Source organism: Faecalibacillus intestinalis, assembly GCF_003024685.1.
GTDB lineage: Bacteria > Bacillota_I > Bacilli_A > Erysipelotrichales > Coprobacillaceae > Faecalibacillus > Faecalibacillus intestinalis.
The window spans coordinates 1-21,608 of the sequence record NZ_PYLQ01000032.1 but is presented as its reverse complement, the minus strand read 5'-3'; the positions used below and the strand labels follow the sequence as shown (position 1 = coordinate 21,608).

The 21,608-nt window shown below is 27.6% G+C and carries 20 protein-coding genes, 1 tRNA gene, 1 pseudogene and 1 other annotated feature; of the genes and pseudogenes, 18 read left to right on the top strand and 4 right to left on the bottom strand.

Going from position 1 to position 21,608, the window contains the following annotated elements:
- The 12 genes and pseudogenes from C7U54_RS15015 to C7U54_RS13930 all read left to right on the top strand — a co-directional run.
- Window positions 1–263, top strand: a pseudogene (locus C7U54_RS15015) (hypothetical protein); the annotation flags it as partial.
- Between the two features lie 478 nt (window positions 264–741).
- On the top strand, window positions 742–1,161 hold the full coding sequence (locus C7U54_RS15450; RefSeq protein WP_277738552.1) for an acyltransferase: 420 nt from the start codon (window positions 742–744) through the stop codon (window positions 1,159–1,161).
- Window positions 1,162–1,273: 112 nt separating this feature from the next.
- Window positions 1,274–2,506 (top strand): nucleotide sugar dehydrogenase, encoded by a 1,233-nt coding sequence (locus tag C7U54_RS13975; RefSeq protein ID WP_107030667.1) that lies wholly within the window; start codon window positions 1,274–1,276, stop codon window positions 2,504–2,506.
- A 139-nt stretch (window positions 2,507–2,645) separates the two neighbouring features.
- Entirely contained in the window at window positions 2,646–4,484 is a 1,839-nt protein-coding gene (locus C7U54_RS13970; protein WP_107030666.1) for an AAA family ATPase, read from the top strand.
- Between the two features lie 23 nt (window positions 4,485–4,507).
- Complete coding sequence (locus C7U54_RS13965) at window positions 4,508–5,446, top strand: HNH endonuclease (protein ID WP_107030665.1); 939 nt, start codon at window positions 4,508–4,510, stop codon at window positions 5,444–5,446.
- A gap of 141 nt (window positions 5,447–5,587) precedes the next feature.
- Window positions 5,588–9,322 carry a hypothetical protein gene (locus tag C7U54_RS13960; RefSeq protein ID WP_107030664.1) on the top strand — a complete coding sequence of 1,245 codons (3,735 nt, stop codon included), beginning with the start codon at window positions 5,588–5,590 and terminating at the stop codon, window positions 9,320–9,322.
- A complete protein-coding gene (locus C7U54_RS13955; RefSeq protein WP_107030663.1) occupies window positions 9,315–9,518 on the top strand; it encodes a hypothetical protein in 204 nt (67 codons plus the stop codon). The genes C7U54_RS13960 and C7U54_RS13955 overlap by 8 nt, the downstream gene beginning before the upstream one ends.
- The gene (locus tag C7U54_RS13950; protein WP_158574239.1) at window positions 9,496–10,635 is read left to right on the top strand and encodes a protein kinase; all 1,140 of its coding nucleotides are present in this window, start codon (window positions 9,496–9,498) and stop codon (window positions 10,633–10,635) included. Before C7U54_RS13955 ends, C7U54_RS13950 begins: the two co-directional genes overlap by 23 nt.
- A gap of 140 nt (window positions 10,636–10,775) precedes the next feature.
- Entirely contained in the window at window positions 10,776–12,221 is a 1,446-nt protein-coding gene (locus C7U54_RS13945; RefSeq protein ID WP_107030661.1) for an LCP family protein, read from the top strand.
- A gap of 394 nt (window positions 12,222–12,615) precedes the next feature.
- Complete coding sequence (locus C7U54_RS13940) at window positions 12,616–13,038, top strand: AAA family ATPase (protein WP_107030660.1); 423 nt, start codon at window positions 12,616–12,618, stop codon at window positions 13,036–13,038.
- A gap of 62 nt (window positions 13,039–13,100) precedes the next feature.
- A complete protein-coding gene (locus tag C7U54_RS13935) occupies window positions 13,101–13,568 on the top strand; it encodes an AAA family ATPase (protein WP_241522622.1) in 468 nt (155 codons plus the stop codon).
- A 284-nt stretch (window positions 13,569–13,852) separates the two neighbouring features.
- Window positions 13,853–14,266 (top strand): PD-(D/E)XK nuclease domain-containing protein, encoded by a 414-nt coding sequence (locus tag C7U54_RS13930; protein WP_107030659.1) that lies wholly within the window; start codon window positions 13,853–13,855, stop codon window positions 14,264–14,266.
- 46 nt (window positions 14,267–14,312) lie between these two features.
- Here the strand turns inward: C7U54_RS13930 and C7U54_RS13925 are convergent.
- The 4 genes from C7U54_RS13925 to C7U54_RS13910 all read right to left on the bottom strand — a co-directional run bounded on the left by C7U54_RS13925 (window position 14,313) and on the right by C7U54_RS13910 (window position 17,258).
- A tRNA-Thr gene (locus tag C7U54_RS13925) sits at window positions 14,313–14,388 on the bottom strand.
- A 21-nt stretch (window positions 14,389–14,409) separates the two neighbouring features.
- Complete coding sequence (locus tag C7U54_RS13920; RefSeq protein WP_107030658.1) at window positions 14,410–14,832, bottom strand: aspartate carbamoyltransferase regulatory subunit; 423 nt, start codon at window positions 14,830–14,832, stop codon at window positions 14,410–14,412.
- Window positions 14,832–15,761 carry an aspartate carbamoyltransferase gene (gene pyrB / locus C7U54_RS13915; RefSeq protein WP_107030657.1) on the bottom strand — a complete coding sequence of 310 codons (930 nt, stop codon included), beginning with the start codon at window positions 15,759–15,761 and terminating at the stop codon, window positions 14,832–14,834. The genes C7U54_RS13920 and pyrB overlap by 1 nt, the downstream gene beginning before the upstream one ends.
- Before the next feature lie 90 nt (window positions 15,762–15,851).
- Window positions 15,852–17,258, bottom strand: a complete 1,407-nt coding sequence (locus C7U54_RS13910) for an amidophosphoribosyltransferase (RefSeq protein ID WP_022001257.1) — start codon at window positions 17,256–17,258, stop codon at window positions 15,852–15,854.
- 85 nt (window positions 17,259–17,343) lie between these two features.
- Between C7U54_RS13910 and C7U54_RS13905 the strand changes: the two genes are divergently transcribed.
- The 6 genes from C7U54_RS13905 to aroF all read left to right on the top strand — a co-directional run.
- Entirely contained in the window at window positions 17,344–17,871 is a 528-nt protein-coding gene (locus C7U54_RS13905; protein WP_107030656.1) for a histidine phosphatase family protein, read from the top strand.
- 71 nt (window positions 17,872–17,942) lie between these two features.
- Window positions 17,943–18,116 carry a 4Fe-4S binding protein gene (locus tag C7U54_RS13900; RefSeq protein ID WP_107030655.1) on the top strand — a complete coding sequence of 58 codons (174 nt, stop codon included), beginning with the start codon at window positions 17,943–17,945 and terminating at the stop codon, window positions 18,114–18,116.
- A gap of 73 nt (window positions 18,117–18,189) precedes the next feature.
- Window positions 18,190–19,053 carry a hypothetical protein gene (locus C7U54_RS13895; RefSeq protein WP_107030654.1) on the top strand — a complete coding sequence of 288 codons (864 nt, stop codon included), beginning with the start codon at window positions 18,190–18,192 and terminating at the stop codon, window positions 19,051–19,053.
- A gap of 11 nt (window positions 19,054–19,064) precedes the next feature.
- The gene (locus tag C7U54_RS13890; RefSeq protein WP_107030653.1) at window positions 19,065–19,634 is read left to right on the top strand and encodes a histidine phosphatase family protein; all 570 of its coding nucleotides are present in this window, start codon (window positions 19,065–19,067) and stop codon (window positions 19,632–19,634) included.
- A gap of 172 nt (window positions 19,635–19,806) precedes the next feature.
- Window positions 19,807–20,472 (top strand): HAD family hydrolase, encoded by a 666-nt coding sequence (locus C7U54_RS13885; protein ID WP_022000929.1) that lies wholly within the window; start codon window positions 19,807–19,809, stop codon window positions 20,470–20,472.
- 29 nt (window positions 20,473–20,501) lie between these two features.
- Window positions 20,502–20,734, top strand: a binding site (T-box leader).
- A 38-nt stretch (window positions 20,735–20,772) separates the two neighbouring features.
- The coding region (gene aroF / locus C7U54_RS13880) for a 3-deoxy-7-phosphoheptulonate synthase (protein WP_107030652.1) at window positions 20,773–21,608 on the top strand (836 nt) is incomplete at its 3' end.

Genomic DNA, 21,608 nt, shown 5'->3' with positions numbered 1-21,608 from the left:
CATCAGGTAAAAAAGAGAAAGATGGTTATACCCTTAAAAAGATAAATGATTTACATTCATCGATAGATTTATTTCTATATAAGTATCGAGGAATATCAGATAAATATTTAAGAAATTATATAGGGCTTTATAAATATAAAGATCAACATAATAAATATTATCAAAAGAAGATATTTCTTCATATATTCAAAGAGATAGGCAACAGCTTATGTGCATTGAAATTCAGTAATTTTAAATATGATTCTAAATTTTTCACTATTTGATTAGTTTTTCAAGAGATACTTACCAACATTTATCTTGGATTAGGTTTTATAAAAAAAGACGACTTAAAAACAAGTCGAAAATGTTTAAAAAATTCGAAATTATGTGAGTTGTTGTTTAGTTTAGTATTTTCTAAAGTAATTAATGTTACTTCATAACCAAGATTTGTAAGAAATACTGTGGTTTTTAATATTAGAAATGGCATAGACTGTCAACAAGCGAAAATAGACGAATTGTCTATTATACAATCATAGGTGTCCGGGCTTAAAATCTCACTTGTTTGTGTTTGAAAAGTTGACGGCGACTTATAAAAATTCAGGATATTCTATATATAGGTAGAATTGCCTACTCACCCCACCGTGCTTTGTAGTATACCATCTCTTTTTAAGTATATTACATGAAGTAAAAATGGTGAATAAATTTATATTACGTGTTTGTGTCTGCGTTGAGCGCAGTTCAAATGCAGAAATGGAGAAAAAAATGAAAATAATTGATTTAATAAGAAAAAAGTTAATGAATATGTCGAAATATATTTCTTATTTAAGAACAAAAGGAGTAGAAATTGGTAATGATTGCGAAATACATAAGTCAGCAAACTTTGGATCTGAACCATATTTAATTTCATTAGGTAACCATGTTCGAATAAACGCAGGTGTGCAATTGATTACTCACGATGGCGGAATGTGGGTGCTAAGAAGTAAATATTCAGGGTTTGGAGATAAATATAAAAATGCTGATAAATTTGGAAAAATAGAAATCGGAAATAACGTTCATATTGGTACAAATGCAACTATTATGCCAGGCGTTACTATTGGAGAAAATTGTATAATTGCTTGCAATGCTGTGGTTACTCATGATGTTCCTTCTGGAACTGTTGTGGGGGGGTACCTGCAAAGTTAATAGAGACAATAGAGGAATATGAAAAGAAAAATAAAGAAAAAATAGTTAATAGTAAACATATGCCATATGAAGAGAAAAAAGAGTATTTATTAAAAAAGGATGGACTAAAAAAATGAAACTAGCAGTCGCAGGAACAGGATATGTAGGATTAAGTATCGCTACATTATTAGCACAGCATCACGAAGTGATGGCTGTGGATATCATAGAAGATAAGGTGAATAAGATTAATGATAGAATTAGTCCTATTCAAGATGAATATATCGAAAAATATTTAAAAGAAAAAGAATTAAATTTAACAGCAACATTAAATGCTAATGCTGCTTATAAAGGTGCAGAATTCGTAGTCATTGCTGCACCAACAAACTATGATTCAAAGAAGAACTTCTTTGATACAAGTGCAGTAGAAAGTGTAATCAAACAGGTAATGGAAATCAATCCAGATGCCATCATGGTTATCAAAAGTACAATACCAGTAGGATATACACAAAGTATAAGAGAAAAGACAGGAAGCAAGAATATTATCTTCTCTCCTGAATTCTTAAGAGAATCAAAAGCATTGTATGATAATCTTTATCCTTCAAGAATCATTGTAGGGACAGATATGGAAGATGAAAGCTTAGTAGAAGCAGCACATACATTTGCATCACTTCTACAAGAAGGAGCCATTAAAGAAGATATTGATACATTGTTTATGGGATTTACAGAAGCAGAAGCAGTAAAACTGTTCGCTAATACATATTTAGCACTTAGAGTGTCTTATTTTAATGAATTAGATACTTATGCAGAACTAAAAGGATTAGACACACAACAAATCATCAATGGAGTATGTCTAGATCCAAGAATAGGATCACATTATAACAATCCATCATTTGGATATGGAGGATACTGTTTACCAAAAGATACAAAACAGTTATTAGCTAACTATGCAGATGTCCCACAAAATCTAATCGAAGCTATTGTTGAAAGTAACAGAACAAGAAAAGATTTCATAGCTGATCAAGTATTAGAAAAAGCAGGTGCATATGAATCAAATGATTCATATGATCAAGAAAAAGAAAATGAAGTTATTGTTGGAGTATATAGATTAACAATGAAATCAAACAGTGATAACTTCAGACAGTCATCAATCCAAGGAGTCATGAAAAGAATCAAAGCCAAAGGAGCAAAAGTCATTGTTTATGAACCAACATTAGAAGATGGAACAACATTCTTTGGAAGTGAAGTAGTAAATGACTTAAATAAATTTAAAGAACTAAGTCAAGCAATCATAGCGAACCGCTATGATAGTTGTCTAGATGATGTAGAAGATAAAGTATATACAAGAGATTTATTTAGAAGAGATTAAAAGTTTGTTCTTCCTTGAATAATGCTAAAAGGAAATAATTTGTTATGAAGAGTAGCACTAGAGTGTTGCTCTTTCTTTTTATGTTATAATGTAATCGGTTACAAAACTATAAAACCACATTAAAAATAGGGAGGATTTTATGGAATTATTATATATCTGGATTGGTGATAATCCAATTGATACATTACAACAAGAATTTTGTTTCACACCTGAATATGATATTCATTTTGATAATTTAAACAATGAGTTGTTTATTAAAAAGAAAAATATACCTAATATTTTTAAAACAGACAAAATATTAAATATTAGTGGTGTAGTTGGTGAAAATGGGACAGGGAAAACTACATTATTAAATAAACTAGGGAGCATATCTGATATTAAATTAAAATCACAAAAATCAAAAGTAAAAAAAGAATTTATTGCTGTTTTTTATGATGATGATTTTGTTATTTTTAATTCAACAAGTCAGGAAGTAAATGTTGAAGGAGAAGCGACAGATTGTTTAGTAAAATATTCAAGTTCTAAAATAGATGTCAATTTAGATCAACTATCCAAAGTTTACCTTACAAATAGTAATTTTTCTGGAGAAAATTATTATCGAAAGTTAGGAAAAATTGACTATATTAATTTATCGAGTAAAACATTTGAAATTTTAGAAAAAGAATTTTTTACTTCTAAAGGAGCGTTAAATGATCAATATGGATTGAATAATACAAAATTTCATATTATGCAAAGTATATTTCCTAATTTTATGGATAATCGTTTTCGAAGTTTGATTGATATTGATTTTTTAGTACATGTAAAAGGTTTAAAAGATAAATTTATTGGTAAAGATATTTCAAATATTCAATTCAAAATAGATAAGATTGATAATTTTATTAGTAGTGATTTAAAAGATTTAAACTATTATACTAAGAAGTATCACGAAAAAGATGTGAAAGAATTTGAAAAGAAATTTATAAAACTACCTACAAATATAAATTCAAATAATGATATAACATCTTCTTTAATTATGAATCTAGCGGGAGAATTAATTTACTGTTATCCTAATTTTAATGAACATATTGGGGAATACTATACAATTGATGAATTGTATGAAAAATGCAAAGGATTTATTAAAGAATATCCATTTACAGATAGTAAAGATAATAAAGAAAAGGCATATTTTCAAAATGCAATAAAAGAGATAGATAAAATAAAAAGAAAAAGCTTTGAAAAAAATGGAAATTGTTATACAGAAAATATAAAGACATTTTGGAACTTCATTAAAAATTTTATTTCTAATGAAACTTCCTTCCTATTAAAATATATTCATATATTAGACGAGTACACTTCATCTGGTGAAAGAGCAATCCTTAATTTCATGTCACGTATATATTTTTTATCAAAAATTAAAGATTATTTTAAAGATAAAGGTTATAAGTTAAGGGAAAATATTTTATTATTAATTGACGAGATAGATCTTTATCTACATCCGGCTTGGCAGCAAAAAATAATAACGACATTAATAAACGAATTAAATGAATGCTTTCCAGATAACGTATTCCAAATTGTTTTTTCAACGCATTCACCAATTGTTTTATCAGACATGCCTACACAAAATTGTATTTTTTTAAAGAAGGATCATACAGGAATAATAATGAAAAAAGAGGTTAAGCAAACATTTGGATGTAATATTTTTAATTTGTATAAAGATGCTTTTTTTTTAGAAAATGGAAATACTTTTGGTGAGTACTCAAGGACTTTTATAAATAATATAGCTAAAGAAATTAAAACTGGAAAGTTTGATGATAAAGAAAACATTAATCGTTTGATTGATCTCATTGGTGAGCCTATTATTCAAAATCATTTAAGAAAATTAATTAATGAACCTAAAAAAAATAAATTAGATTCTAGTCAAAATGAAGAAATGATTCGTTTTTTAGAAAAACAAAAAAGAGAAATCGAAAACAAAATAAATGAACTAAAGAAACAATAATGTTTAAAAGGTTGTGAAGAAAAATGATTAAAATATCAAAGATATGTGATAAAAATAAAAATGAATTTTATGCTGACGTAAAAAAATCATATTCAGATCTATTAGAAAAAATAAAGAAGAATGAGAAAAATATATATAATATTGAAAACAGAAATAAAATAATCGATTACTTTTATGAGGATGATAAGATATGTGAAAATAAAGTAATAGAAGTGATTACTGGAGATCGTAAAGCTCTAGAAAAAGTTATAAAAGAAATTGGTATTTTAGAAAAAAACAAAGATGATAAAAAGTTACATGATGAATTTGAAAGTATATATAAAAATTTTACTAATAGAGAGGTTGGAAGAACTTGGGGTAAGAAAATAGGAGTAAAAATATGTCCTTATTGTAATAGAAGTTTTATTTATACAACACCCAAGAAGGGAACACGGCCACAATATGATCATTACTATCCTAAATCTAAATATCCATATTTAGCCCTATCAATGTATAATCTTATTCCATGTTGTCCTGTGTGCAATAACGCTAAAAATGCGGAAGATACTTTTGATAATAAGAGTTTATTATATCCCTTTGAAGAGGAATATGGATATGATATTTTTTTTGAAATTGAAACAGATGAGCAGTTATGTTATTTAGGATTATCTAATGATTTTAATATAAAAATTAAATCAAAGGAGAATGTAGAAGAAGATTTAAAACAAAAAGTACAAAATAGTTCAAAAATACTGCATATAGAAGAATTGTATAATTTACATAATGATTATGTATCAAAGCTTTTAAGAAGCAAGTATATTTTTACAGATGAATATTGTCAATCTTTATTAGATACTTATCCAGGCTGGTTTTTTGATATGAATGAGGTTAAAAATCAATTATATTTTAATTCTTTGCAAAAGGAAGAATGGGGAGATCAAATTCTTTCAAAATTAACTTATGATATTTTAAATAGTGAATAATTTCATGCATTTCATAAAACATAATCAATAATTTTAAAATTAGTAGGATTGATAGTTCGTTTTACAAGAAATAATCTTATTATTAATATATAATAGATGCCATGAGGAATTCATAAAAAATACAAGAAAGGATACTTATCTATGAAATATTCAAATGAAACGAGCCTAATAGGAAAAGCAGCTAATAGTTTAGATATTAAAGGTGCTATTATAGGCAAAACTTTAGACTTTATAATACAGTTTATTAATAATAGGGTAAATGAAAAAAAATGGAAAAATTTATTTTTAGAAACAGGAGAACAAGTAGTTAAAAATCTTGATGATCAAGAAGGATTTAAAAATGATTTACTAGTTATATTTTCTAAAGATAATATGCAAAATATAGCTGAAAAAAGCTATGACAAAAGAGGATATGAATTAATTTCTTATTTAGAAAATGAAATTGTTGAATTATTTATTGAATACGGAGTATCGGAAAGAAATGCACATGAATATAGTTACCATTTCATTCAAATTATATTAGATGAATTAAAGCAATATGATACTGATAAAGCCTTGGAAACTTATTTAGAAATTTGGAGAAAACAATCAGAACAAAACTATTTTTCTCTAAAGAAACAGTTAGATGCAATTGAAACTGAAGTAAAAAATCTTGGTAAAGATAATATTCATATTTTATCAATAGAAGATATTGAATCTGATATTAAAAAAAGTAGTTCTTTTGAAAAATTAAGTTTAGATTTTTTTGAAATTGATGATGAACAATTTGAAATGGATTTTGAAGATCAATTAGATAATGAAAAAATTATCATAGTTGGAAAATCAAAAGAGGAAAGTTTGTATCGCATTTTAAATTATTTAAAAAGATTTTCTAAAGATAGAATAATTTTAATTGTGAAAGACGAAAAATCTTGGTTAAGTCTTATAGAGGATGATATAAGAAATGCAATCCTTGTACCTTATTTTAATAGTGAAGAAATACTAGTGAAAAAAGATAATACAAATATCTTCATTTATAATGAAGGGGATATTTTCTATGAAACTAATGAATTACATCTTAGAAAAAGAACCATTCATAACTTACTTAGTGCTTTAGAAAAAATAGGATTAGATTACGAAGATGCTAGAAATCTTGTAAATAATACAAGTGGCATCTATGCATTTATGAGAAAACATTTATTTAATCGTGTCAGTAATTTTAAGCCGCAATGGGTGGAAAATAGATCGAAAGCAGTAATTGCGGCTTTACTATGTGGATCATGGGCGGAATGTGAAGGAGATAAAGAAATTATTTCTAAACTTGCGGAAAAAGAGTACGACGGTGTTATTCAAGAACTTAATTCTTATTCAACAGTTGAAAAACCATTTGTTATTAAAATTGATAACCATGGCTCAATACGTTATATGATTTCTTCGATTGAAAATGCATGGATGGAATTGGATGCATTGATTTTTCCTGAAAGTTGGAAACAGTATATTTCTTTGTTAAAAGAGGTTTTTGAAGAATTAGAGCCAATTTTTAAGAAAGATTTTAAAGAGCATTATTTAGTGAATGTTATAAAAGAAAAACCTAAATATTCAAAAGTATTAAAAGATGGAATGTTGCGAATATTGGTTATGAAAGTAATTTATAAGAATAATCAAAATTATCAATATCAAGTTGATAATATAGTTAAAGCAATATTAGAAAACATACGAGGAATAGAACAATGGGCATGTATTTCTCAATATTTTATACCACTATGTGAGGCATCACCAAATTCATGTTTGGATAGAATAGAATCTGAATTTGTTAAACCAACAGGATTAAAAGAATTATTTGAAAAGAATTCAGGAGATATATTTAAAAGTAATAATTACTATGTAAATATCATATTTGGTTTAGAACAGTTAGTTCATATAAGAAAATATGTTTCTCGAACAATAAATTGTTTTTTTAGAATGAATGAATTTGAAATAGATTACAAAATGGGAAATAGTCCTAAAAATACATTAGAAGTCATTTTTTGTCCATGGTTCGATTCATGCTCCTTAAATTCAAATGAAAAAATTAAACAAGCTCAAAGTTTAATTGAAAAATATAAGACAGCATGGAATGTATTTGCAAGTCAGTTACCTGAGTCACACGCTATGATGTCTCCCTTATTGCAACCTAAATATAGGATTGTTAATGAATCTGAAGAAATTACTTACGGTGATTTAGATAATGTATATATTGAATACTTAAATTTATGTACGCAATACGCTGGTATGGATAAAAACCGTTGGAAAACTCTAATTGAGCATCTAGATAGATATTCAATTGATCTTCAAAAAAATTTTTTTAATAAATTGATTAAGAAGACACAATCAATGTGTGACAATGATAAAGAGTATTTGAAAACAAAAATACGTTATATTGTTTATAGACATAGATTTTATAATCAGAGCGATTGGGCAATAGAAGAAGATAAACTTATGATTTATGAAAATACAATAAGTGCTATTTCTTTTAATAATCCTATTTTTGATTATAGATATTTATTTATAAAGCATAATATGCCTCTTCTGCATCCAATTCCATATAAAGGTGATGATTATAGAAATAAAAATCAACAATTAAAAAATCAATTGATTGATGATAAAATAAATGAATTTATCAAAAAAGATTATTCAATTGAGGATTTAATAGATATCTTAGTAGGTGATGATGACTATGATATTGGAACAGTTTTGGCACAGTATTATTGTAAATGTAAATATAATAAAGAAATTTTGAATCTTTTAATAAGCAAAGATTCTCAAGGAAAGCAAACTAGATCATTTATAGAAACTTTTTACTGTAACAAAGTAATTGACTTAAGAAGTGTTATTAATGATTTAAAAGAAATGACAGATAATGCAGAATTAATATCCGATATATTTTCATTACAAAGAGTAAATGGAAATGAGGATGCTTACATTTTCACGGAAGATGAACAGGTAAAGAGTATTTTTTGGAAAAGAGAAAGATGTTTCTTTATATTTGAAAATGCTAGTAAAGAGGTAATTGGAAAAGCATTAGCCGAATGTTTAAAGTATTCAAATAAGGAAAACTATATTTTATTTTTAGATGATATGAAAGATTACTTTTCTTTACAAGAACTATATGATTATTTCATCAAAATTTCCAATTTGAAATATGAAGGTCATTACTCTGTTATGGATTATCCGTTGCAAGAATTGTTAGAACTATTACAAAAAGAATTTATTAATGATGATGAAAAATGTAGTGAAATTGCAAAAATAGAATGGATATTCAGTGGTATTTTAGACTGGGATACAATGAAATGTATTCAAAGAGAAATAAAAAGAAATCCTATTTTTTATGCTGATTTAATTTGTTGTATTTTCAAAGATAAAGATGGAAATAAAAAAATGGATATTGATGAAAATATACGAAGTAGTTTAACTAGTTGCTTTTATAAAATGAAATTTTGCCCTTCAGAAAAAAATGGAAATGTTGATTATGAAGAGCTTTGTAAGTGGTTAGAGGATTTTAAACATTTATTAAAAGATCAAAATCAGGAATATCTTTATGAGAGACTAGTTGGTTCATTATTTGCAAACGCTCCAGTGGGTAACGATGGATATCCACCACATGAAAGTGTAAGAAAAATTATTGAAAAATATAATAGTAATGATTTGAATAAGTCATTTATTATTGAAGAGTCTAATAAAAGAGGAGTATATTCACCTGACGCTGGAAAATCTGAAAAAGAAATAGCAAATAAATATTATAAATTTTCTAAAGCATTAGAAATTGATTATCCAATAACAGCAAATATATTCTATGAATTAGGTAAATCTTATGATGAAGAATCTTTACAACAAAGGATGGCTGCCGAAAATGAATAAAAAAAATAAAATTTATGAGGGAGCAAGATACAAATTTGTTATAAAGAAAGAAATAGGTTCGGGTGGCAATGGAAAAGTATTTGATGTAGATATAATAGGATATCCAAAATTGGATTTTGTTGCAAAGTTTTTTTCTGCAGATAAAAGAAATCTAAAAAAGTGTAATAAGAGATTTGAACGTTTTAAAGAGATTTGAACGTTTTAAAAAGGAAATAGAATATGTAAATAAGCTTACTGACATTGAGGGGATTATGTTAATTGAGGATTGTAATTTATCTTCAATGGATAATTCTTGGTATTTAATGAAAAAGGTCAGGGAGTATAAGGTTAATACTAGAAAAAAACTCAATGAGAAGTTAGATGATATAATGAAAATTGCTTTAGTTATAAAACAATTGCATTCCCGAGATATGGAACATAGAGATATTAAACCAGATAATATTCTTATTTTAAATAACAGAGTATATTTAACAGATTTTGGATTAATATTTTGTGATAACGATATTGATAATTTGACAGATTTAAATGAAAGAATAGGTCCGGGTAAAATCGCGCCACCAGAATTTAGTAATTTGGGAGCGTTTAGTTATATTGATTTTAAAGCTTCGGATGTTTACTTATTTGCTAAGGTAATTTGGATGATTTTGAAAGAAGAACCGTTTGGCTTTTATGGACCTTATAAATATGGAGAAGATTCAAAACAGTTGTTACTTGATGAAAAAAAATATTCTGTTGAAACATTTATCCCAATAAATAAATTAATTCATGAAGCAACCTATGATGATTTTACGAAAAGAATCAATATTGATGATTGTATAGGTTACATTGAATTACAACAAAAACTTATTTCTAATAATTTAAATGACGATGAAAAAGTAATTATTAATAATTTAAAAAATGAAGAGCTTTTAATAAAATTTAAAGAAGATAAATGTTCAAAACATATAATATCAAATAAAGAATTTATAGCCGAGTTTTTACAAAAAAATCAATTTCCTTCAAAAATAAAAATTTGTGGAACAATTAGTGATGACAAAGAAGAAGTAAAAGAAAAAGAACTCTTATTAGAAATTTCAAGAGTGAGAATAAATCACAACTATTGTCAAGGTTATTATTTTATAAATAAAAGAAAAATATATGAGTGTCATTTTATTGTAAATGAAATAATTCTTAATGAAGAAAAACAGCAATTTGAATTCCAATTAATAGAAGATGAAAGATTATGGAAATATAATAATATTATTGAAGCAAGAGGCAATATTGTTGGAAAGTATTACGTACCTTCAAATAAAAAAATAGTAATTGATTATTGATTAAAATTTCAATGGTCAGTAGATACTTCGAATAGCCTATTTGTTTAGCTGAATTAAAATATATGAGTAGAAAAAAGGTTTAATTTTTAATTATTTATGTGTATAATAATACCATCATAGAAATAAAAGGGAAATGAATTATGGAAAATATAAAGAAAATTATATCTTGGCCTGTTATTTTAGGAATACAGGTCATTACAACAGTAGTATTATTATTTTTTATTTTTAAGCTTAATATTTTACCAACAACATATGCTGTTATGGTTGGGATGATACTTGTTTTATTAGGTTTTATTAATTATGCATTAATGAAACCTAATAAAAAAGAACATCATCGTAAAACAAAACCAAGAGAGATTATTGGAAAAGTATTAAGTTTAATATTAAGTGTATTAATGGTATTTGGATCAGTAATGATCAATAAAGGTTATTCAACATTAGATGATATTACGAATTCTAATACGAAATCTACACATTATGCAATTGTTGTATTAAAAAGTAGTAAAATAGACAGTTTATCTGAATTACAAAATGAATCGATTGAATATTGTTTACAATATGATAAAGAAAAAGATATGAATCAAGTTATTGCTGAAGCTAAAAAGAAAGAATCAAGCTTGAATTTTGATGTTGCTATGACATATTCAAAACTAGGGGATGATCTTTATAATAATACCGTTAATGCTATATTAATTAATACAGCATATAATGGTATGTTTGAAGAAAATCATCCAGATTTTCAAAATGAAGTTAAAGAAATATGGACAAGTGACATAGAAACAAAAGTCAAAGACTTTTCAACAAGAGTTTCTGTAACAAATACACCATTTATTATTTATATCAGTGGTATTGATACATATGGAAGTATTACAACAGTATCTAGATCAGATGTTAATATGATCGTTACTGTTAATCCAAATACAAAGAAGATTTTATTAACATCTATTCCAAGAGATTACTACGTAACTCTTGCGAATATGCAAAAAAAGGATAAGTTAACCCATTCAGGTATTGCTGGTCCTGAAAATACGGTTAAAACAATGGCTAAGTTTTTAGGAACAGATATCAACTACTATGCAAGAGTTAACTTTACATCATTGGTCACAATGGTTGATGCATTGGGTGGTATTACTGTTAATGTTGATCAAGATTTTAGTGCGGGTGGTTATTCCTATAAATTAGGTCTTCAACAAATGAATGGTGAAGAAGCTTTAGCATATTCAAGGGAAAGACATTCATTTGCTGATGGAGATAATGTACGTGTAAAACATCAACAAGATGTTTTAATGGCTATGCTTAATAAAATGATGTCACCTGCAGTTATTACTAATTATAGTAGTGTTTTAAAAGCTATATCAGGATGTTTTGAAACAAATATGGCATCGAGTGATATAACAGATTTAATCAAAATGCAAATAAATGATAATGCCTCATGGACATTTAAACAAAAACAATTCACCGGAACAGGAGTTATGCAAACAGGTGGAGCTTACATGCCTGATAGTACACTTTATTATATGATTCCAAATGATGATAGTGTTAAAGAAAATCTACAAGCAATTAAAGATGTCTTAAATGGGAAATAGTTATTCTAGTTGCTAAAAGTGATCGTTGAGTAATAATAGATAACATTGATTATATAGCGCTCTAAATAATCGCGTGTTTTAGAAAAATTACTTTAAATTATTAAGGGGATATTGATGTGAAATCAATATCCCCTCTAAAATATCTAATGTTTTTTAGGAGGAAAATTAGACTGATGATCAGTCTTGATTTTCCTCCTTTATTTTTATTGTTATCGTGATTTTTCTACTCTAGTTTTCCTATATATTTGATCAACTACCATTTTCCATTAGATTTAGATAAGCTAAAAATCATAACTATGAAATATTCAATATAGATCAAATTAAAAATTGAATTTATATTCATCAGTAAACATCTCTAAAATAGTTTATAATATGTAAAGAAAGGGTGATAGAAATGAAGAAAATACCAATAGGAACGAAAAGTTTTTCAAGACTTGTAGAAGGAAATTATTATTTTGTAGATAAGACCTTGATGATCAAAGAATTCTTAGGTAGAGTAACAGATGTAACATTGATTACTCGTCCTAGAAGATTTGGAAAAACCATTAATATGTCAATGATGGCTGAATTCTTTGATATTACCAAAGACTCTAAAGAAATCTTTAAAGGTACAAAAATCATGGAAACACCTTATGCAGCTGAAATCAATCAATATCCAACAATCTTTATCTCTTTTGCGGATGCCAAAAGAGATAAAGAAACAGTTGTTTCGACGATAAGAACACAAATACAAAATCAATGGGATAAATATGATTTTGTATTTGAAAATCTTAAGGGATTTAAGAAAACAAATTATGAAAGACTTATGAAGTATTAGCTGATAATAATAAGAATAATCTTAAGGGAATAGATGATGCAATTTCATTCTTGATGGAAAGAATGGAAGATTATTATGGAAAAGAAGTTATGGTATTTATAGATGAATATGATACACCATTTGTAGAAGCACATACAGGAGGGTTCTATGATGAAGTAAGAAGGGGACTTGCAGGATTGCTTCATAATTCTCTTAAAACATCAACCAGCTTAAAATATGCGATGCTTACAGGAATTCAAAGAGTGGCTAAAGAAAATATTTTCAGTGATTTAAATAATTTAGATGTGTATACAGTAATTGATAATGATTATAGTGAATATTTTGGATTCAGTATAGAAGAAACCAAAGAATTACTTGAATATTATGATTTAGAATTAAATGATGAAGTCAAAGAAATGTATGATGGCTATAAAATGGGAGATAAAGAAATCTATAATCCATGGTCTATTTTAAATTATGCAAGAAGAAAAGTACTTGTTCCTTATTGGGTCAATACGAGTGCTAATACAATGCTTAAACAAGCTATATAAAAAGTAGACTAGGACTTTAAAAAACAATATGAAAAACTTATAAAGAATAACTATCTAGAAACAAGAGTTGTCCTTCAAACAAGCTTTTATGAAGTGGCAAATACACCTAACTTATGGGGATGTTTGTAAGTGCTGGATATTTAACAGTAGTAAAAGCAATTGATCCAAAAAAAGAAAAGTTTAGAATTACGATACCAAATTATGAGGTAAGAAGATAATTTATAAGATTAACGGAACATCAACTAGGAATGAACAATGGATAATATGATCGCATTGTTGACAATTTGATTGCTGAAAACAAAAATGATTTTTTAAAAAATTATCAAAATGTATTAATGATTCCAAGCTATCATGATTTAAATAATGAAAACAGTTATCATATGATGATGCTAGGAATGTGTTTATGTCTATCAGATAACTATAAGATTATTTCTAATCGAGAAGAAGGTAAAGGAAGATGTGATCTCATTATCCAGGCTCATGATGAAAAGAAAACATCGTTTATTATTGAATTTAAGTATTTCAAAGAAGATAAAAAAGATTTTGAAAAAGCATTGGATAAATTATCAAATGAAGCTATTCAACAAATCAAAGATAGAAGATATGATTATGATTTAAAAGGAAAAGTGATTTATATAGGCTTAGCCCATCATGGTAAAGATGTCATGATGAAATGGGAAGAAAAGGTTTATATTTGATGTTTGTTATTATAATAAAAAAATCAACGACTGTTGATTTTAATAATGGTGCTGGAGATGGGATTTGAACCCACAGCCTACTGGTTACGAGTCAGTTGCTCTACCGTTGGAGCTACTCCAGCATAGAAATAGAAGCAAAGCTTCTATTTTTTTTCAACTTTTGTTTCACAATAAAGACAACGATAAATACGTTTATCTTTATTTGCTAAATAGAAAACATGATCTAATCCTTGTTCTACAGATGTAATACAACGAGGATTTTTACATTTTTCTACATTAATGATTTTTTGAGGAAGTTGCAATTTTTTCTTTTCAACAAGTTTACCATCTTTAATAATACAAACAGTAATATTAGGATCTAAATATCCTAAAACATCAAAATCTAATGCAAATTCTTCATCTATTTTTAAAATATCTTTCTTACCCATTTTATTAGATTTAACGTTTTTAATAATAGCAACGCTACAATCTAATTTATCTAATCCTAGTGCTTTATAAACTTCTAAAGATTTACCAGCAGTAATATGATCTAAAACAATCCCGTTTTTAATACTATCTATCTTCATTATCTTTCTACCTCATTTTCCAATCCTAACATTTTTAAAATAAGTGCCATACGCATAAAACGTCCGTTTTGAACTTGATCAAAATACTTAGCTCTTGGATCATCATCAACCTCAATAGCAATTTCATTAACACGAGGTAATGGGTGCATAACGATTAAATCAGATTTTGATTTTTCTAATTTCTTTAAATCTAAAATATATGTATCTTTTAAACGAATATAGTCTTGTTCATTAAAGAATCTTTCTTTTTGAACACGTGTCATATAAAGAATATCTAAGTCTTCAATAATTTCTTCAATTGTTTCTACTTCTTTGTAGTCTAAGTTTTTAGCATCTAATAAATCATGTTTTAAATATTCAGGAATTTTAAGTTCAGATGGTGCAATAAACACGAATTTAATATTTTTATAACGTGACATTGCTTTTGTAAGAGAATGAACTGTACGTCCAAATTTTAAATCCCCACAAAATCCAATTGTTAGATTATCTAATCTACCTTTTTCTCTATAAATAGTAAGTAAATCAGTTAAAGTTTGCGTTGGATGGTTATGACCACCATCTCCAGCATTGATTAAAGGTACTGTACTTTTTCTTGTAGCAACAAGAGGTGCTCCTTCTTTTGGATGACGCATTGCAATAATATCGCAATAGCTTGAAACAACACTAATAGTATCACTAACACTTTCACCTTTAGAAGCGCTTGTATTGCTTGCACTTGAAAAACCTAAAACACTTCCACCAAGTGATAACATAGCTGATTCAAAAGAAAGTCTTGTACGTGTACTTGGTTCAAAAAAGAGTGTAGCTAGAATTTTATGACGACAAGCATCTTGATAGCGTGTACGGTCTTTAATAATATCATTCGCAATATCAATTAGTTCATCAATTTCTTCTACACTTAAATCCATTGGGTCAATTAAATATTTCATAAGAGTCTCCTTTTTTCCTTCAATATTATAGCACTCCTTAGAAAGCTATTAAATATATTTTAAAAAAAATACGGAAATTTTCTTTCCGTATTATTTTTTACCATTAAAACAATAAGTACAGATCTTATCACTATCAAGTCCAATAGCTTGAAGCATATCATCCAAACGATTAAAACGTAAAGAAGTAAAATTAAGTTCTTTACGGATTTCTTCTACCATTGCATTATATTCAGGAGTATCTGGATCACTATATGTTTCTAACATATTGATATCATTTTCTCCTTCACGTTTTTTAATAACACGACGTGTAATTAAATCCATATCACTTGTACTTCTTGAAAAGTTTAAGTAAGGACATCCATACATAATTGGAGGACAAGCAGGTCTGATATGGACTGCTCTTGCTCCAGAATTATATAAATATTCAGTTGTATCTCTTAGTTGTGTTCCACGAACAATTGAATCATCAATTAATAATAATGATTTTCCTTTAATCAAGCTAGCAATTGGAATTAATTTCATTTTTGCAATTAAATTACGATCCGCTTGAATTTGTGGCATAAATGAACGTGGCCACGTAGGTGTGTATTTAATAAAAGGTCTTCCATATTGAATATGTGATTCATTTGAATAACCAATCGCATGGGCAATTCCACTATCAGGAACACCTGCTACAAGATCAATATCTTTAATATCATCTCTTTGAGCCATTAAACGACCACATTCATAACGCATTTCTTCAACATTACGTCCTTCATAACAACTTGTTGGATAACCATAATATACCCATAAAAATGAACAAATTTTCATTTTATCATTTGCCTCAACAAGTGTTTTCACTTCTTCACTTGTCATAAAACAAACTTCACCAGGACCTAATTCTTTATATAGACTATATCCAAGGTTAATATAAGCATGACTTTCAAAAGAAGCACAGAATCCATTTTCACCCTTACCAATATTTAATGGAGTTCTTCCTAATTTATCACGTACTAAATACAAACCATCTTTTGTCATCAACATAAAAGAAATAGAACCTTTTACTTTTCTTAAAACATTGATAATTCCATCAACATAAGTATCCTTTTGATTGATCATTGCAGCAATTAATTCAGTTTGATTGACTTCGCCCCCAGACATCTCTAAAAAATGAGTATGCCCATTATCAAAAGCATCTTGAATTAATTCTTCCATATTTGCAACTCTACCTACAGAAACAATTGCATAACTACCTAAACGACAATTTATTAAAAGAGGTTGAGGTTCATTGTCTGAAATACAACCAATCCCCATTTTTCCAGACATTTCTTTAATATCATTTTCAAACTTAGTTCTAAATGGTGAATTTGAAATATTATGAATTGCACGGTTAAAACCGTTTTCTCCATAAACTGCAATCCCACCTTTTTTTGTTCCTAAATGAGAATGATAATCAATACCAAAAAACAAATCAGTGACACAGTCTTTACGACTGACAACGCCAAACATACCACCCATATGTAATTTTCTCCTTTTTCATTTGTTCTCAAAATACCAAAAATATGATAACATAAAACAAAATGAAGATAAAGGACATAAAAAAATGAAATTATATATAGTAAGACATGGTCAAACAGGTTATAACATTGATAATAAAGTTTGTGGCATTTCGGATGTTGAATTAACATCTTTAGGAAAGCAACAAGCTAAAATGGCCAGTGAACAATTAAAAGATATTTCATTAGATATGATTTTTGCTTCACCACTTCAAAGAGCACATGAAACTGCAAAAATCATAAATGAAAATCATCAATTAGAAATTAAAATTGATTCAAGAGTACAAGAAATTAATTTTGGACAATTTGAAGGAGTTATTAATAATAAAGAATTTCAATATTATAAACAAAATCACGCACTCCATTATCCAGGCGGAGAATCTTTATTTCAAGTAGTCCATCGTGTGTATAGTTTTTTAGAAGAACTTGAAAATAAATATCCTGATAAAAACATTTTAGTTGTTTGTCATGGAGGTATCGTGCGTGTCATTCATAGTTATTTTCATGATATGACAAATGAAGAATTAATGACATGGTTACCCGAAAATTGTTGTATTCAAAGCTATGAAAAATAGTGACTTTGTATTGACTGAAAAGTGGAAAGTGTTATACTAATTATAGGAAAAAAGGAAAAGGAGAGTTAAATATGAACGTAGATAAAGATACTTGCATCGGATGTGGAGCATGTGCTGGTGTTTGTCCAGTAGAAGCTTTAGCTTTTGATGATGATGGTAAAATGGAATGTGACAAAGATACATGCATTGGTTGTCAAGCATGTGTTGGAACTTGTCCAGTAGAAGCTATTTCACCAGCTGAATAATAATGATGAAGAAGATAGAAATATCTTCTTTTTATTTTTGCTTTATATGATAAAATAACGGTGGAGGTTTTTTATGAAGACAACAATACATACATTAAAAAATGAATATAAAGATAATCAAACTTATTTAAATGAAAAACAAAAACTTTTTCAAAATTTAACTTATCATATGATAGAAAAAGAACTAAATAATAACAATATTGATATTCGATATAAAGAAGTTCTTGATTTTTATCATCAATGTTTTAATACAGATGAAACAATTGCACATTTTGATGAAAAATATGATCAACAATTAGATCAATTAGGCGAAAAAAATGAAGTATTTGATGATGATGCCCTTGTTTATCATATTGTTAAAGTAATTGAACATTTTGAAGATATTCATCAAGTAGCTGATAAAAACTATATAGCGAATGATTTATTAGAACTTATTCAAAAAGATCATGATTATTTAGATTTGTTAAATAAAACAAAAAATATTATAAAAAGACTTATTAAAATGAATCATGAAAAAAATCAAGATTTACAAAATACTTTTAATCCTTATGGAATAGATTTAGAACAATTCTTTACACGTGTATTTCAAGATCTTGCTTATGTTGAAGTTGATTCTAAGTTATTAAAAGAAATCTATGATCTAATTAAAGAATTACAAAAAGAATATGGACTTTCTTTAAGATATACGGAAATACGTATGGATTTATTAAGTACACTTATTAAAGATGATCCAGATTGTTTAGATCAAGAAATGAAAAATATTTGTAAAGAGTATCCGCAATTTAGATTTATGCTTTATTATAAAGTGATGACTACTTTACAACAAATAGGAAATAATGATTTGTTGAAAAAATATTATCAAGAAATTAATACTTGTATACCAATGAATGAGGAACAAAAGGACTTGTTAGAAGTTATTAAAGAAATTTTTGGATAAGGAGTATGAATATGAAAAAAGATTTATATTTAATGAGACATGGACAAACCTTATTTAATGTAAGAAGAAAAATACAAGGATGGTGTGATTCACCACTTACAGAACTTGGTAAACAACAAGCTTTAAAGGCTAAAGAAATATTAAAAGATATTTCTTTTGATCATTTTTATAGTAGTACATCTGAAAGATGCTGTGATACGATTGAACTTATTATTGGTGATCAATACTATAAAAGATTAAAAGGGCTTAAAGAAAGAAATTTTGGAATATTTGAAGGTGAAAGTGAAGACTTAAACCCTAATTTTGATGATTTTGGTTATGATGATTTATTTCCACATTATGGTGGAGAAAGAAAAGAAGATGTACAAAAAAGATTAAAAGAAACACTTACAGATGTGATGGATAAAGAAGATCATCAAACAGTTCTTGCTCTTTCACATGCTGGTGCTTGTATGTGTTTTCTATCCACTGTTATTGATCCTGAAGAAATATTAAAAAGTGGAGGCTTTACTAATTGTTGTATATTATATTTTACATTTGAAAATGATACTTTTAAGTTTGTTGAAATTATTCGACCATAATAAAAAATTTTGATAAAAAGTAGACTTTTTAAATCAAAAGAGGTAAAATAAATGTGAGGAGAATAGTAGAGGTTGGCTACTTCATATAAACTTACTTTCCACTTGTCATAATATAAAAAGAGAACCAACCAAGAAGAAACAGGGTGACCTGTTTTTTCTTTTAGGAGGAGTTATGGTTATTTATTTTGATTTAGACGATACACTTTATCGTTTATATGATCCTTTTTATAAAGCTTATCAAAAAGTATTTCATGAAGATCTTGATATATATGCTTTATGGAAACAAAGTAGAATCTATAGTAATGAAATTTACCCAAAATATTTAAATAAATTAATCACAAAAGACGAATTATCTATTTATCGTTTAAAGAATGCTTTTAAAGATTTTCATCAATTCATTACAAATCAACAAGCACTTGATTTTCAAAAAGTCTATGAAGATCAACAAGCACATTTAACATTATCTTCTACAATGAAAGAACTTTTTAACTACCTAAAAGAAAAGAATATTTCTTATGGTATTATTACTAATGGAAAAGAAAAAACACAAATGAATAAAATTAATTCATTATTTCCAATCATTGATTTTCCTATTATAATTTCAGAAAAAGTAGGTTATCAAAAACCACAAAAAGAAATCTTTGAATTAATTCAAGGAAATGATAGTTACTATGTAGGAGATGGTTATGAAATAGATATGATGGGAGCTTATCAAGCAGGAGTAAAGACGATTTGGTATAATCATCAAAAACAAGAAAAGGATACTTCTTTTATTGATTTTGTTGTTTATAGTGATGAAGAATTATTAGAGGTGGTTAAGAAGTTAAATAATGATTGACACAGGAAACAATGTCAAGTAGAATAAGCATAAATACAGTGAGTAGACATAGTAACAAATGATTAAAATATAGAGAGTCTTTGGTTGGTGGAAAAAGATTTGGCGTCATTTGTGAATACAGCTATGAGTAGAATGTTGAATTGAGTAGGCATCTCCGGTGATCACCGTTACATGATGAGAGTATGATTGTACTTGATGAGGCTTAAAGGGTGACCTTTAGGTGAAAAAAGGTGGTACCACGGGAATAGAGCTCGTCCTTTATAGGATGAGTTTTTTTGTTTATAAAGGAGGAAAAAGAAAATGATTATTGTATTAAAACAAGAAGCTATAACTGAAGATGTGACAAGAATTGAAAAAACTATTGAAGAAAAAGGACTACAAGTTCATGTTTCAAAAGGAGAAAATCAAACAATAATGGGACTCATTGGGGATACAACAAAAGTAGATCCAGAATCGATTGAAGTTGATCCAGCTGTAGAAAAGGTCATGCATGTATCAGAACCATATAAATTAGCTAATAGAGCTTTCCATCCAGAAGACTCAGTTATCGATGTCGGTGGCGTTAAAATTGGTGGAGGACATCTAGCAGTGATCGCAGGACCATGTTCAGTAGAAAGCAAGGAACAAGTGATTGAAATCGCTAAAGCAGCCAAAGCAGCAGGAGCTAATCTATTAAGAGGTGGAGCGTTCAAACCAAGAACATCACCATATGCTTTCCAAGGAATGGGATCAGCAGGGTTAGATATTCTAGTAGCAGCTAAAGAAGCAACAGGATTACCAATCGTATCAGAATTGATGGATGCAGAATACTTAGATGAATTCATTGAAAAAGTAGACTTGATTCAAATTGGAGCAAGAAACATGCAAAACTTCGACTTGTTAAAGAAAGTCGGGAAAGCAACAAAGAAACCAATCTTGTTAAAAAGAGGGTTGAGTGCAACATTCCAAGAATGGATCATGTCAGCAGAATATATCATGGCAAGTGGGAATCCAAATGTCATCCTATGTGAAAGAGGAGTGAGAACATTTGAATCATACACAAGAAATACATTAGACTTACAAGCAGTCCCAGTAATCAAAGAATTGACACACTTACCAATCATTATCGATCCAAGTCATGCCGGAGGAAAATGGTG